This window comes from Solirubrobacter soli DSM 22325, assembly GCF_000423665.1.
Lineage (GTDB): Bacteria > Actinomycetota > Thermoleophilia > Solirubrobacterales > Solirubrobacteraceae > Solirubrobacter > Solirubrobacter soli.
In genome coordinates this window covers 64,191-77,158 of the sequence record NZ_AUIK01000008.1, presented here as the reverse complement: position 1 = coordinate 77,158, position 12,968 = coordinate 64,191, and the positions used below count along the sequence as shown (strand labels likewise).

Annotated in this window: 13 protein-coding genes and 1 pseudogene; 7 read left to right on the top strand and 7 right to left on the bottom strand. The window is 73.1% G+C overall.

Translation table 11 applies throughout. The annotated features are described in order from the left end of the window. Positions 1 to 11: 11 nt before the first annotated feature. Positions 12 to 182 (top strand): DUF1059 domain-containing protein, encoded by a 171-nt coding sequence (locus G569_RS62240; protein WP_157591817.1) that lies wholly within the window; start codon positions 12 to 14, stop codon positions 180 to 182. Here the strand turns inward: G569_RS62240 and G569_RS0104615 are convergent. The 4 genes from G569_RS0104615 to G569_RS45565 all read right to left on the bottom strand — a co-directional run bounded on the left by G569_RS0104615 (position 179) and on the right by G569_RS45565 (position 3,947). After that, positions 179 to 1,465, bottom strand: a complete 1,287-nt coding sequence (locus G569_RS0104615; protein ID WP_037494750.1) for a hypothetical protein — start codon at positions 1,463 to 1,465, stop codon at positions 179 to 181. The two genes, G569_RS62240 and G569_RS0104615, sit on opposite strands and share 4 nt — an antisense overlap. A 105-nt stretch (positions 1,466 to 1,570) precedes the next feature. Continuing rightward, positions 1,571 to 2,242, bottom strand: a complete 672-nt coding sequence (locus G569_RS0104610) for a ZIP family metal transporter (protein ID WP_028062551.1) — start codon at positions 2,240 to 2,242, stop codon at positions 1,571 to 1,573. Continuing rightward, positions 2,239 to 3,285 carry a hypothetical protein gene (locus G569_RS0104605; RefSeq protein ID WP_028062550.1) on the bottom strand — a complete coding sequence of 349 codons (1,047 nt, stop codon included), beginning with the start codon at positions 3,283 to 3,285 and terminating at the stop codon, positions 2,239 to 2,241. The genes G569_RS0104610 and G569_RS0104605 overlap by 4 nt, the downstream gene beginning before the upstream one ends. After that, positions 3,282 to 3,947, bottom strand: coding sequence for a metallophosphoesterase family protein (locus G569_RS45565; RefSeq protein ID WP_053225859.1), 666 nt, complete (start codon positions 3,945 to 3,947; stop codon positions 3,282 to 3,284). Before G569_RS45565 ends, G569_RS0104605 begins: the two co-directional genes overlap by 4 nt. A 24-nt stretch (positions 3,948 to 3,971) precedes the next feature. Here G569_RS45565 and G569_RS65150 point away from each other — a divergent pair, with 24 nt between their 5' ends. Beyond that, positions 3,972 to 4,595: a GNAT family N-acetyltransferase gene (locus tag G569_RS65150; protein WP_084284206.1), complete on the top strand. Its 624-nt coding sequence runs from the start codon at positions 3,972 to 3,974 to the stop codon at positions 4,593 to 4,595. A gap of 81 nt (positions 4,596 to 4,676) precedes the next feature. Here the strand turns inward: G569_RS65150 and G569_RS60820 are convergent. Continuing rightward, a pseudogene (locus tag G569_RS60820) lies at positions 4,677 to 5,804 on the bottom strand (DMT family transporter); the annotation flags it as partial. Here G569_RS60820 and G569_RS0104585 point away from each other — a divergent pair. From G569_RS0104585 to G569_RS0104575, 3 genes are all read left to right on the top strand, one after another. After that, positions 5,803 to 7,152 carry an aminotransferase-like domain-containing protein gene (locus G569_RS0104585; RefSeq protein ID WP_028062548.1) on the top strand — a complete coding sequence of 450 codons (1,350 nt, stop codon included), beginning with the start codon at positions 5,803 to 5,805 and terminating at the stop codon, positions 7,150 to 7,152. The pseudogene G569_RS60820 and the gene G569_RS0104585 overlap by 2 nt on opposite strands. Further along, entirely contained in the window at positions 7,153 to 7,581 is a 429-nt protein-coding gene (locus tag G569_RS0104580; protein WP_028062547.1) for a hypothetical protein, read from the top strand. 118 nt (positions 7,582 to 7,699) lie between these two features. After that, complete coding sequence (locus tag G569_RS0104575) at positions 7,700 to 8,746, top strand: hypothetical protein (RefSeq protein WP_028062546.1); 1,047 nt, start codon at positions 7,700 to 7,702, stop codon at positions 8,744 to 8,746. On the opposite strand, the gene G569_RS0104570 is transcribed toward G569_RS0104575, so the two are convergent. Further along, the gene (locus G569_RS0104570) at positions 8,735 to 9,622 is read right to left on the bottom strand and encodes a MerR family transcriptional regulator (RefSeq protein WP_037494744.1); all 888 of its coding nucleotides are present in this window, start codon (positions 9,620 to 9,622) and stop codon (positions 8,735 to 8,737) included. The genes G569_RS0104575 and G569_RS0104570 overlap by 12 nt on opposite strands. Positions 9,623 to 9,664: 42 nt before the next feature. Between G569_RS0104570 and G569_RS65870 the strand changes: the two genes are divergently transcribed. Continuing rightward, complete coding sequence (locus G569_RS65870; RefSeq protein WP_053225858.1) at positions 9,665 to 11,332, top strand: ankyrin repeat domain-containing protein; 1,668 nt, start codon at positions 9,665 to 9,667, stop codon at positions 11,330 to 11,332. A 49-nt stretch (positions 11,333 to 11,381) separates the two neighbouring features. Here G569_RS65870 and G569_RS0104560 read toward each other — a convergent pair whose 3' ends face one another. After that, complete coding sequence (locus G569_RS0104560) at positions 11,382 to 11,960, bottom strand: TetR/AcrR family transcriptional regulator (RefSeq protein WP_028062544.1); 579 nt, start codon at positions 11,958 to 11,960, stop codon at positions 11,382 to 11,384. A 24-nt stretch (positions 11,961 to 11,984) separates the two neighbouring features. Here G569_RS0104560 and G569_RS45545 point away from each other — a divergent pair, with 24 nt between their 5' ends. Then, on the top strand, positions 11,985 to 12,968 hold the full coding sequence (locus G569_RS45545; protein ID WP_028062543.1) for an SDR family NAD(P)-dependent oxidoreductase: 984 nt from the start codon (positions 11,985 to 11,987) through the stop codon (positions 12,966 to 12,968).

Here is a 12,968-nt window from a genome sequence, read left to right as displayed (position 1 = left end):
AGACCTGAGCCATGCGCACGATCGAATGCGACACCTGCGGCGAGCCGATCACCGCGGCCGACGACGAGGAGCTCCTCACGCGCCTCAAGGACCACTTGGCGGAGGAGCACGATGAGTCCCCGAGCGACGACGAGATCCAGCAGACGATCGACCGCGAGGCCTACGACGCGGGCGATTCCTAAGACTTCGGCACGGCGAAGGTGCGGGAGCCGCTGCGCTTGCCCGCCTTCGCCGTGACGGTGACCTTGGTCGCGGTGCCCAGGCGGGTGCGGGCGATCGTGAAGCTGACCTTGTAGCGGCACTTCGAGTCGAGCTTGACGCGCTTGGTGGCGAGCTTCTTGGTGCCCGCCTTGAGCGTCAGCGTGACCGTGCCCTTGCAGGAGCGGGCGGGGCTGAAGCGGCCGGTGTAGCTGAACTTGACGTTGGTCGACGGGGTCTCGTCGTCGCGGGTCGCGGGGACCGTCTCGGGCGGGAGCGCGACCGTCACGCTCGCCGGCACCTGGGCGCTCGCCACCGGGTCGCCGGTGATCGTGTCGACGCCGCTCGCGACCGCCGTGCTGGTGAAGGTGCCGATGTTCCCGAACACCGCCGAGCAGGTGAACACGCGGCTCTCGTTCGCGGCCAGAGGTGTGTTCGCGGCGCTCGTGACGACCGGGCTGCACGCCCCGTCCTGGACCTGGACGTCGGCGATCGGGGTCGACGGCCCGTCGTTGACGACGGTGTAGCTGCGGGCGACGCTCAGCGGCGCGAAGCCGGTCGCGGGGGTGTCGGAGCGGGTCAGCGTCAGGTGCGCCGTCGAGGCGGGCTTCTCGGCCGTGACGGTCGTCGTCGGGCCGACGCCACTGACGTTGCCGCCGTCGAGCGCGCTGGTCGCGGTGGCGACCGCGTTGGCGGAGTACGCGCCGCGGGTCTGGTACGTGGTCGTGCAGGTGAACTCCCACGTCTCGCCCGTGTCGATCGCCTTGTCGTCGTTGGCGTCGCCGCTCGCGTAGACCGGGGTCTTGCACTCCGGGTGGTTGATCGACGGCGTCGTCAGGTCGCCGGCCGGCGTGCTGGTGTTCTTGATGAAGTAGTGGAAGGTGACCGTCAGCGGCGCCGGGCCGCTCGCCGGCGTGGGCGTGATCGTCAACTCGAGCTTCGGGTCCACGACCTTCACGACGCGGGTCTTCTCGATGCTGAACGGGCTGTCGGGCCCGTCGTGCGCTGTCCCGGCGACGGCGAACTTCGCGGTGTAGTCGCCCGTCGCCGCCGGCGCGGTCCACTGGCCGGTGGCGAGTTGCTTGACGGTCGCCGCGACCGGGACTTCGACGGCGCCGAACGGGACCGGCAGGCCGGTCGGCGGGGTGAAGGTCATCGACGACAGCGACACGTCGCACGCCGTGGCGGAGAGGTTCGTGGCCTGCGCGGTGAAGTCCACCACTCGGCCGGGGCGGACCGTGGTGGGCGACGAGAGCGTCAGCTGCATGCTGTTGCTGGTACAGCCCGCGGGGCTCCGATGAGCCTGAGCGGTCGCGGGGAGCGCCGCAGCCGCGGCGAGAGTGAAGATGAGAAGCCGACGCACGGCGCCAGACTACGTCAGGAAGCTCAGAGCCGCCGCTACCGAAAAGCCCAGGACCGTCACCAGACCCGAGACGGCGCCGCCCTTCTCGCGTGCGTCGGGGATCATCGAGTCGCTGAGCATCACGAGCAGCGCACCCGCCGCGAAGCCGTTGATTCCGCCGCGCAGCGTGTCTGAGGCGGTGTCGGCGATGGCGAAGCCGAGGACGGTCGCCGCGGTGCACACGAGGGCCACGGCGACCCACAGACCGATGATCCGCGACTTCGAGGCCTTCATGTCCGCAGCCGAACCGATCGACTCCGGGAGGTTGGACACGAAGATCGCGGCGAGCAGGCCGATACCGACGCCCTGGCCGTCCGCGAGGCCGATGCCCAGCACGAGCTGCTCGGGAATGCCGTCCAGGAACGCGCCCAGCGCGAGCGCGGTGCCGCCCGTGTCGGGGAGGGCGTGGCTGGCGCCCCAGTACGTGAGCCCGCCGACCGCGAGGCCGATCGCGACCGCCGCGCCGCTCTCCTTCACGCCCTCCGCGAAGAGGTCGAAGCTCACCGCGCTGATCAGGGCTCCCGCGCCGAAGGCGAGCACCAGGCCGATCAGCACGTGCGGCCAGTGGCGCGCGATCCCGAGCAGCGCGCCGATCACCAGCGACGACGCCGCGAGCGCGCCCCAGCCGAGCGCGGCGGTCACACGTACCTCAGGTGCACGCCGTCGATCGACCAGATGTCGCTCGTGATCGTCTTGAGCTCGGTGAAGTAGTCGTCGAGGGCTTGCTCGTAGGTGAGCTTGCCCTCGAGGAGCTCCGTCGCCGCGGTGACGATCCGGTCGAGGTCGCTCGCGATCCGCTCGTCGCACATGCTCTTCGTGGCGTCCGCGTCGCTGAACTGCGTGAACGACGGGAAGCGCTCGGGGTCCGGGAGGATCGAGCGGAACGGGACGTGGTTGAAGTAGTACTCGAACCAGCGGCCGCCGGAGATCGTCAGCCAGGGCGTGCCGGTGGCCAGCGCGGCGAGGCCGAAGCCGGTGTGCGGGCTGAGGAAGAGCTCTGACGCCTTGACGATCTGCAGCTGATGTTCGATCGGGAGGTCGTAGGCGTCGAGCGGGTTGCTGGGGTGGTCGGTGAACGCGCCGCGGTCGAGCGCGCTGCGGGTGCGCGCGTCGTGGGCGGTGCGGCCGATCAGCGCGGGGCGGACGTCCGGGTGGGCCTCGTGCAGCGCGTCGAGGATCGTCCGCCAGGCGTCTTCTGACGGATAGAGGCTCGCGTCGCTCGAGCCGGCGAGCATGATCGCGATCGTGCGCTGCTCGAGCTCCTTGGCTTGCACGTCGAGGCGCAGCGGTTGGTGGGGGAGGTAGCTGAGCTTGCCGAAGCCGGCGATCGAGCGGCCCTGCGTCGGCTTGAGGTGCGCGTCGCTGGCGGCGTAGTAATCGCGCATGCCGGGGAACGCGTCGGTCTGGAACGCCTGGTACCGGCGGGGGTCGTCGAGGACCCAGTCCCAGTCGCGGGGCAGCGTGAGTTCGTTGGTCCCGCTTTCGAGGAACGGGTGGTCGATCGCGTAGGTGTGCTCGACGAACGGGCACAGGTCCCCGAGCTCGGTGGGCGTGGCGTTGTTGAGCGCCACCGAGATGCGGCGGGTGGGGTCGGCCTGGTGATGACCGTTCGCGTAGTGCAGCGCCTCGATCGCGTGGCCGACCGGCTGCGCGTAGAAGAAGTTGATGAGGATCGTGTCGCTCACGGGCGCGCTTGCTCGATGCGGCGGGCGATGGTTTCGGTCCAGTCTTCTTGCAGGTTTCTGACCTTGGCGGCGCTGGCTTGGTGGTCGTAGGCGACGCGGCGGTGCTCGACGGTGCCGTCGTCGTGCACGAGGGCGTACGCGGCGCGGGTGTCGCCGTCGAAGGGCATGCCGACGGAGCCCGGGTTGATCAGCTCGATGCCGTTCTGGCGTCTGAACGCGAGGTGGGTGTGGCCGAAGATCAGGCGCTTGGCCGTGACGCCTTCGAGGAGCTCCTGCTCGTCCTGGGACGGCTCCGGCAGGAACGAGCGCACGTCCGAGACCGGCGAGCCATGGACGATCAGCGTGTCGCCGTCGGTGGCGCTGAACGGCAGGCCGGCGAGGTCGGCGACGAGCTGGTCGCCGAGCGCCTGGCGGGCGGCGGCGATCGCGCCCGGGAGGATCGGGTTGTCAGGGATGTCGGACGGGTTGGCGGTCCACCGCTCGCCGTTCCCGCGAATCCACAGCGCCGGGAGCTCCCGCAGGCGCTCGATCGTCTCCAGCGGCCATCCGCCGAACAGCGCGTAGTCGCCGCCGAGGATGAAGCGATCGACGTCCTCGGCGTCGTTGAGGACCGCCTCGAGCGCGGGGAGGTTCCCGTGCACGTCGTAGACCAGCGCCTGCATCGGCCGTGTATAGCATCGAGGACCGTGACCCCGCGGCCCTACGAGACCGACCCGCTCATCGTTCGCGGGCCGCGGTTGACGCTCCGCTACGCGACGCCCGACGACGTGCCGCGGCTGTTCGAGCTCGCGGCCGACCCCGCGGTCACGCGGTTCTTCTCGTGGGGGCCGTACACGACGCTCTCGCAGCCGGAGGCGTACATCAACTCGCTGCCCGCGCGGCGCGAGGCGGGCGACCTGCTCGACTTCCTGATCGTCGACCCGGACGACGGGCCGATCGGCGTCACCGGGCTGAGCGAGGTCGCCCGCCGCGACCGGCGCGCCACCGTCGGCTCCTGGCTCGGGCACCGCTGGTGGGGCTCGGGCGCGAACTTCGAGGCCAAGGCGATGATCTGCGCGCTGGCGTTCTCGCAGCTCGGCGTCGAGCGGCTCACCGCCTGGGCGAACACGCGCAACGGGCGCTCACAGCGGGCGCTGGAGCGGATCGGGTTCCGGCGCGAGGGGGTGCTGAACGCGTGGCATCGGCACGGGGACCACGTGCACGACGTCGTCATCTTCGGCATGGTCCGGGCGGCCTGGGAGCGTAGTCCCCTGTTCGACGTCCCGGTGGACGTTCTCGGCACCGCGCCGCCCGCGTTCGTCGTGCGCTGACGCGCGCGTGCGCTGCGTGGCCACGACGCAGGCGAGCACGACGAGCGCCGCGATCAGCATCGCGGGCGTGACGGTCTCGCCGAGGATCAACGCCGCCCAGATGAGCGTCAGCACCGGCTGCGCGAGCTGGATCTGCCCGATCTTCGCCACCCCGCCCAGCGCGAGCCCGTGGTACCAGGCGAAGAAGCCGAGGAACATCGAGATCACCGAGACGTAGGCAAAGCCGAGCCACGCGTGCGCACCCGCGTGAACGCCGTGGGTCGCCGCCGCAACCGTTACCGGTCCGATGAGAAACGGTGCGGTGAAGACCAGTGCCCAGCAGATCACCTGCCACCCGCCGTACGTCCGGCTCAGCGCGCCGCCCTCCGCATACCCGAGCGCGGCGAACGCGACCGCGATCAGCACGAGGACGTCCGCCGTCTCGATCCCGTTCACCCCCTGCGTCGCGGCGAACGCGAGCACCGCGACGAGCCCGGCGGTGGCCGCGAACCAGAACGTCGTCGGCGGCCGTTCGCCCGCCCTCGCGACGGCCATCGCCGCCGTCGCGGCGGGCAACAGCCCGGTGATCACGCTCCCGTGCGCCGAGGTCAGATGATGCAGCGCCAGCGAGGTGAAGATCGGGAATCCGACGACGACACCCACGCCGACGAGCGCGAACCGCTTCAGATCGCTGCGCTGCGGCAGCGGTTCCCGTCTGATCGCGAGCAACGCCCCCGCCAGCACCGCCGCCACCAGCGCCCGCCCGAGCCCGACGAACGTGGGATCGAGGTCCTCGACCGCGAGGCGCGTCGCCGGCAGCGAGAACGAGAACCCGAGCACCCCCAGGAACCCCCACACGACGGCCCGCCGCCACACGCCATGCGCGGCCGCGCCGGCCCCGACCTCGGCGTCACGCCCCGCCGCCTCGCGGCGCGGCACTGCGCGAGCCTCGTCGCCGCCCGCGACGCCGTCGCCGCGTCCCGCCCGGCGTGCGTCGTCGCCGCCCGCCGCGCTGTCGCCGCGTCCCGCCCGGCGTGCGTCGTCGCCGCCCGCCGCGCTGTCGCCGCGTCCCGCCCGGCGTGCCTCGTCGCCGCCCGCCGCGCCGTCGCCGCGTCCCGCCCGGCGCGCCTCGTCGCCGCCCGCCACGCCGTCGCCGCGCGTCGCCGCGGCCTCGTCGGCAGCGGCTTGCGTTACCCGGTTCCCGGCGGTAGCGTTACTGGCGTCTTCCATGTCGAACAGTAACACGGCAGCGATCGTCACCGCGCTCGAGGCGCTGGTGGAGGCCGGGGCTCCGGGCGACCGGCTGCCGTCGGTGCGCGAGCTCATGGCCCGCCACCGGGCGGGGCCGGCGACGGTCCAGCAGGCGATCTCGACGCTCGCGGCCCGCGGGCTCGTCGAGGCGCGGCCCGGGCGGGGGACGTTCGTGGCCGCGCGGGCGGTGCCGGCGGCGGCCGATCCCTCCTGGCAGACGGTCGCGCTGGGCGCGCGGGCGATCGACGCCGACGCGCTCGAGACCCTGCTGCGGCCCCCGGCGCCGGACGCGTTCGTGCTGTCGTCCGGCTACCTGCCCGCCGACCTGCAGCCGACCGCGGCGCTCGGCGCGGCGCTGGCGCGGGCGGCGCGGCGGCCGGGCGCGTGGGATCGCGTCCCGCTCGAGGGCATCGGCGGGCTGCGGGCGTACTTCGCGGCGGAGGTCGGCGCAGCGCCGGGCGACGTGCTGATCTGCCCGGGCGGGCAGGCGGGTCTGGCGGCGTGCCTGCGCGGGCTCGCGGCGCCGGGCGCGCCGGTGGTCGTCGAGGCGCCGACCTACCTCGGCGCGCTCACCGCCGCGCGGGCGCAGGGGCTCGTCCCGGTCCCGGTGCCCACGGACGCGCGCGGTGTGCGGCCCGACCTGCTCGCCGATGCGCTCGAGCGCTCGGGCGCCCGGCTCGTCTACCTCCAGCCGATCCACGCCAACCCGCACGGGGCGTCGCTCGCGCCCGAGCGCCGCGGGGCCGTCCTCGACGCGGTGCGTGCGGCGAACGCGTTCCTGATCGAGGACGACGCGTTCCGGGACCTCAGCTTCGGCCCCGCGCCGCCGCCGCTGTTCGGCGAGGACCCGGACGGCCATGTCGTCAACGTCCGCTCGCTCACCAAGCCGTCGGCGCCCGGCCTGCGGATCGGGGCGGTCATCGCCCGCGGCCCGGCGCTCGCCCGCCTGCGCGCGGCGCGGATCGTCGAGGACCTCTACGTCGCCGGGCCGCTGCAGGAGGCGGCGCTCGAACTCGTCGGCACGCCGGCGTGGCGCGCGCACCTGCGCCGGTTGCGGCGGGTGCTGCGCGAGCGCCGTGACGCCCTCGCCGCGGCCTGGGGCGGTTCGGTCCGCCTGCCGGAGGGCGGGATGAACCTGTGGCTGGAGATCGAGGGCGACGACCGCGATCTCGCACAGCGCGCGCTCGCCGCCGGGGTCGTCGTCTCGCCCGGTCGCCCGTTCTTCGCGGGCGAGCCGCCGCGCCCGTTCCTGCGGCTCACGTTCGCGGCCGAGCCGCTCGACAGATTGGCGATGGCCGTCGCGCGGCTGCGCGGCATCATGGAATAGATGCCGCGGCGCAAGCGCGAGAAGCCTCCGACCACCGATCTCGTGCCCACGCGCGAGCCGCGCGATGACACGCAGCCCGACGACCGCTCCTGGTCCTCGCGCCGCAACGTCCCAGAGCGCGCCGCCCGCGCCGACCTCGTGCCCTACATGGCGCTCCCCGCCGAGACCGGGCCGACGTTCGCACCCGATCAGCTCTCGATCTGGCCGGTCGAGGGCGGCCGCTTCGGCATCGACGCCCGCTACCACGGCGAGAGCGGCGCCGCCCGCGCCGCCCAGCAGAAGGCGCGCCTCGAGCGCGTCAACGTCTACGCGACGGTCCGCGACGACGAGGAGGGCGGCGCGACGCTGCGCCTCGGCCCGCTCGCCCACCAGGCCGCGTGGGTGGCGATCGAGGCCTTCCTCGGCCGCCCACTCGACGCGCCCGAGTAGGCGCGCCTCGCTCGCGCCGCTCCGCCCGCGCGCCTCGCTCTCCCGCCCGTCATCGCCCCGCGACGCCTCTCAGCCCGCCCTCACACATCCTCTATCCCCATCTGAGAGGGTTCCGCGCGTGGACGAGCGAGCGAGCCTGACGCCCGCGGAGCCCATGGTCGCGACGCCGGCTTCACCGGCGGCGATGCCACTGGCTCCGGCGCCGCTGCGCGCCTTGAGTCGCGCCGGCCGGATGCGCGGCGGCGGCGCCGCGCTCTCCCGCGCGAAGCTCGTCGCCGGGCACAGCAACACGACGATCGCCCGCGCCGCCGCGCTGGCTCGGGAAGTCGACGAGCGAGCGCGGAAGATCGCCGGCTTCAACGCCGCCAAGGCCAAGGGCAGCTGGGGCGATGCGGCGGAGTGGCTGAACGGCTTGAACGAGGAGGACATCCAGCGGATGCTCGCCACGCTCAACAAGAACCAGCTGCGCCAGCTCGACGCGGGCGCGATGCGGCAGATCCCGAGCTTCGCCGGGCGCGTCCACGACCCGATCATGGCCAAGCTCGGCAAGGCGCCCGGGTCGGTGTTCGGCAAGCTCAACGTCCTCGCCGGGCAGCCGGTGAGCGGCAACCCGTATTCGCTCGAGATGTCGTTCTCCTTCGCGCCGGACGCCGACATCGTGCGCGCCACCGCGATCGCCTACATCCAGACCGTCCGGCTCGTCCACACGGGGACCAACGACGACGCGGACTGGCAGAAGGAGAGCAAGGCGCGCCAGACGGGCGACCACACCGCGGTCGACCGCTCGACCGGCGGCCAGAGCGGCTACGCCGGGTACACGACAGACGCCCAGCCAGGCCCGAACGCCACCGAGTGGAACCCCGAGAACCCGTCGGGCTTCGCGAGCTACACCGACCGCCCGAGCGCGGCGGTGCCGAGCACCGACTGGTCCTTCGAGACCGCGGTCGTGGGCAAGGGCGGCAGCGACGAGGGCGTGATCTATTCGAGCTGCGCCTGGGGCTTCACCGTGGACGAGAACTTCGTCCTGGTGCCGAAGGCGCCGAAGGTCAGCGACAAGCCCTCCGGCACCTTCGGCGCCGCCGTCGACAAGTGGAACCAGCAGGCCGCCGGCCCGGTCGATCAACGCAACGCCCCGGACCAGCAGAAGCTGCCGTCAGTCCGCTAGGAGCGCGGCGACGAACCACTCCCACTTCGGAACGGTCGTCGGCACCGGGGGCCAGCCGTTGATGATCGCCAGCAGCTGCCAGTAGCGCTCGGCACGCGCGTCGGTGCCGACGGCGATCCGGTCCGCGAGCGCGTGTCGGTCGGCCTCGCCGAACGCCGGCAGGATCTCCGCGACGATCGCTTGCGCCTGTGGGCTTTCGGGGTCGAGCGACGGGTCCGCCTTCTCGCTCACCGCGGCCGCCGCCGCACGCATGTCCGGCAGCTCCTCACCCGCCTGACGCGATGCCGACTGCTGCTCGGACATGCGCCGGATCGTGTCCCGGAAGTCGCCGTCCTGGACCAGCTCGGCGAGCTCGATCCACGCGTCCACCTGCTCAGGCGTCGGGTCGTCGGGCAGCTCGGGGGCCGCGCTGCGCATCCGTTGCTCGAAGCCGGGGTCGATGTCGAGGCCGTCGAAGATGTGGTCGAGGAAGTCGGCGACGACGCGCTTGCGCTCGTCGTCGGACAGTTGGGCGAGTCGGTGCATCTTCTGCATCTCCTTGGGGTCGCTGCCACGTCGGGCGACCGCCTGCAGCACGGCCTTTTGGACCTTGAGGACGCGGATCTGCGCCTCCAGCGCCGCCGCGTGGGCGGCGGCGACGTCTTTGAGGTCCACCTCACGCTCGAGCACGCGGCGGATCGTCGCGAGGTCGAGGCCGAGGTCGCGCAGGGTGCGCACGAGCCCGAGCCGCGCGAGGGCGTCCGGGCCGTACAGCCGGTAACCCGCGTCGGTGCGGTCGGCCGGCGGCACGACACCCTCGTCGGAGTAGAAGCGAATCGTCCGCACGGGCAACCCGGTGCGGCTCGCGAGCTCTCCGATGCTCAGCAGGGCGGTCATGCGATCATCGTGCAGTCTCCACCAACTGGAGAGTCAAGCCCGGTGCCACGCCTCCCGCACAACCCGACGCTCGAGGGCATGGACGGCTACGTCCAGCGGCTGCTCGCGGGCGGGGAGGAGGCGGGCGAGTGGGTGCGCGCGTACCACCCGTCCCCGCCGGCCTCGCTCGGGGTGGAGGACGCCCGGCTGGTCGTCGCGCGCGCCGTCGGCTTCGAGGGGTGGGTCGCGCTGGTTGCGTACCTCGACGTGGTCGCGCGGTTCAACCGCTCGCCGCACGCGGTGGGTGAGTGCGCGGACCCGGCGGACGAGTTCCTCCGCCTCGCGTGCCTGACCTACTCGGGCGACGATCCGGCACGGTGGGAGGCGGCCACCCGCATGCTGGCCGCGGCGCCCGAGATCGCCCGGTCGTCGCTGCACGCCGCCGCGGGAGCGGGCGACGCCGACGCCGTGCGCTCATTCCTGGCCGCGGCCTCCCGGCGTGACCCCGCACCGCCCGCCCCCGTCGACGCCGCATCGCCCGCGCCGGGCGACGCCGCTGCTCCGCCCGCGCCGGGCGACGCCGCTCCGCCCGCGCCGGGCGATGCCGCCGCTCCGCCCGCGCCGGGCGATGCCGCCGCTCCGCCCGCGCCGAGCGACGCCGCGCCGAGCGCGCCGGGCGACGCCGCGCCGAGCGCGCCGGGCGACGCCGCGCCGAGCGCGCCGGGCGACGCCGCGGCGAGCGCGCCGGGCGACGCCGCGCCGAGCGCGCCGGGCGACGCCGCCGCTCCGCCCGCGGTCAACGCCCTCGGCGGCCCTCATCGGTGGGAGCCGCTGCTCTACGTCCTGTACTCGCGTGTGCCGGGCGGTGACGCACTCGCCGTCGCGCGGCTGCTGCTCGAAGCGGGCGCCGACCCGAACGCCGGTTACCTCTGGGAAGGCTTGTCACCGCCGTTCACCGCGCTCACCGGCGCGTTCGGGTCGGGAGAGGGGGACCCGCCGCCGCATCGCGACTCGCTCGCGCTTGCCCGCCTGCTGCTCGAGGCGGGCGCGGACCCGAACGACGCCCAGGCGGTCTACAACCTGCACTGGCACGCCGACGATGGCTGGCTCGAACTGCTGCTGGAGTTCGGCTTCGGCGGCGGGGATGGCGGCGTGTGGCATGCGCGCCTCGCCGGCAATCACCCGACCCCGCGTGAGAACGCCGAGGACTGCCTGATGTGGGCGGCGGTCGAGGGGTTCGCGCACAGGGTCGAGCTGCTCACTCGCGCGGGCGTCGACCCCGACGGTCGCGGCACGGCCCACCCGATCCTCGAAGGCCGCGGTGCCCTCGAGCTCGCGCTCGCCCACGGCCACACCGACGTCGTTCGCGCCCTGCGTGCCGCGGGCGCCACCGAGCCCGAGCTGACCGAGGCCGAGCGGGTCGAGGCCGCCTACATGGCCGCCGACGTCTCCGTCACCGCCCCGCCGCCGCCCGGCCTGATCGCCCGCGCGGCGGCGTCCTCCAAAGCCGATGCGGTCGCCCTCCTCCTCGAACGCGGCGCCGACGTCAACGCGATGCCCGGCCGCGCCACCGCTCTCCATGAGGCGGCCTTCCGCGGCGACCGCGCCATCGTCGACCTCCTCCTCGCCGCGGGCGCCGACCGCACCATCCGCGACCGCGAGTTCAACGCCGACGCCGCCGGCTGGGCGTCCCACGCGGGCCACACGTCCCTCGCCACCCACCTTTCCTAAAGCAGGCCCGGGCCCTTTACCTAAAGGCCAGGTAAGGGGTCAGAGTTGTTTATCTAAAGCGGGGGGAGTGCCAGAGCGTGTCCAGGCCCGGGCCGACCGTGGCGCGGAGGTGGGCGGAGATCTTCTTGGCGTCGTGGCCCGCGAGGAGGGCGCGGGCGAAGGTGTCGTTGCGGAGGTTGATGAGGCCGACGAGCATCGAGGCCCAGGCGGGGTGGATCGCCACGGACAGCGGCGCCACCCACGAGTTCGTGATGACGAGCCGGCGGGCGCGCAGGGCGGGGGAGGCGTGCTCGGTGGCCGTCCACACCCGCATACGTTCGTACAGTTCGCCGTGGAAGTCCTCCCAGCGGCACTCCAGCGCGCCCAGGACCGGCCCGTCGAGCAGCAGTGGGCGGACGTCGGGCACCGCTGCGACGAGCGCGTCGCGGACCGCGTCCTCGGCGTCGAAGAACAGGTCCTCCTTCGCCGGGAAGTAGTTGAAGACGGTCTTGGCCGACACGTTGGCGGCCGCCGCGATCTCCGCCACGGTGACGGTCTCGAAGCCACGCGCCTCGAACAGGCGGGTCGCGACATCGGAGATTGCCTGGCGCGTCTCCGCCTTCTTGCGCTCGCGCAGTCCTGAGTTCATCGAGCGAAAGTTTACACTGACTGTATGAATAGGGTCTGGCTGATCACAGGAACGAGCTCCGGGCTCGGCGCGGCGCTCGCGCGGGCGGTAGACGAGCACGGGGACATCGCGGTGGCGACGACGCGCAGCGGCAACGGCAGGCGCAGCGGCAGCGGCAGCGGCAGCGGCAACGGCAGGCGCAGCGGCAGCGGCAGCGGCAGCGGCAGCGGCAACGGCAACGGCAACGGCAACGGCAGCGAAAGCGACAGCGGCAGCGACAGCGGCAGCGACAGCGGCAGCGACAGCCGCAGCCGCAGCCGCAGCCGCAGCGTCAGCGGCAGCGACGGAGACGGCGTCCGCCTCGACGTCACCGACGAAGCGTCGATCGCGGAAGCGGTCAAACACACCCACGACACCCACGGGCGCATCGACGTCCTCGTCAACAACGCCGGCTACGGCCTGCTCGGCGCCTTCGAGGAGTGCACGGACCAAGAGCTCCGCGACGCATTCGACACGAACCTCTTCGGCGCCATGGCGGTGACCCGCGCGGTGCTGCCGATCATGCGCGAACAACGCGCCGGCCACATCGTGCAGATGTCGAGCGTCGTGGGCGTCACGTCCGGCCCTGGTGGCACCGGCTACACGGCGCCCAAGGCCGCCCTGGAGGCTTGGTCGGAAGCGCTGGCGGCGGAGCTGCGGCCGCTCGGCATCAAGGTCACGATCGTCGAGCCGGGCCCGTTCCGGACGGACTTCAGCGGGCGATCGCTGAAGGTCGCGAAGCCGATGCCCGCCTACGCGCCGATGCTGGCGCCTGCGACAGCGGCATTCACCGCCGCCCACGGCACGCAGCCGAACGACCCCTACCGCGGCGCGTTGGGGATCATCGCCGCGGTAGAGGCCGAGCATCCGCCGCTCCGGCTCCCCCTCGGAGCCGAAGCGTTCGGATGGTTGCGCGCCTACCTGACGGGAAGGCTGGACGCGCTGACGGCCGCCGAATCACTCGGCGGGGATACGGCCTACCTCCGCTAG

Coding starts and splice junctions, on each gene's coding strand:
- G569_RS62240 (WP_157591817.1), top strand. CDS start 12: ATGCGCACGATCGAATGCGACACCTGCGGCGAGCCGATCACCGCGGCC.
- G569_RS0104615 (WP_037494750.1), bottom strand. CDS start 1,465: ATGCAGCTGACGCTCTCGTCGCCCACCACGGTCCGCCCCGGCCGAGTG.
- G569_RS45565 (WP_053225859.1), bottom strand. CDS start 3,947: ATGCAGGCGCTGGTCTACGACGTGCACGGGAACCTCCCCGCGCTCGAG.
- G569_RS0104585 (WP_028062548.1), top strand. CDS start 5,803: ATGTCGAACAGTAACACGGCAGCGATCGTCACCGCGCTCGAGGCGCTG.
- G569_RS0104580 (WP_028062547.1), top strand. CDS start 7,153: ATGCCGCGGCGCAAGCGCGAGAAGCCTCCGACCACCGATCTCGTGCCC.
- G569_RS0104570 (WP_037494744.1), bottom strand. CDS start 9,622: ATGACCGCCCTGCTGAGCATCGGAGAGCTCGCGAGCCGCACCGGGTTG.
- G569_RS0104560 (WP_028062544.1), bottom strand. CDS start 11,960: ATGAACTCAGGACTGCGCGAGCGCAAGAAGGCGGAGACGCGCCAGGCA.
- G569_RS45545 (WP_028062543.1), top strand. CDS start 11,985: ATGAATAGGGTCTGGCTGATCACAGGAACGAGCTCCGGGCTCGGCGCG.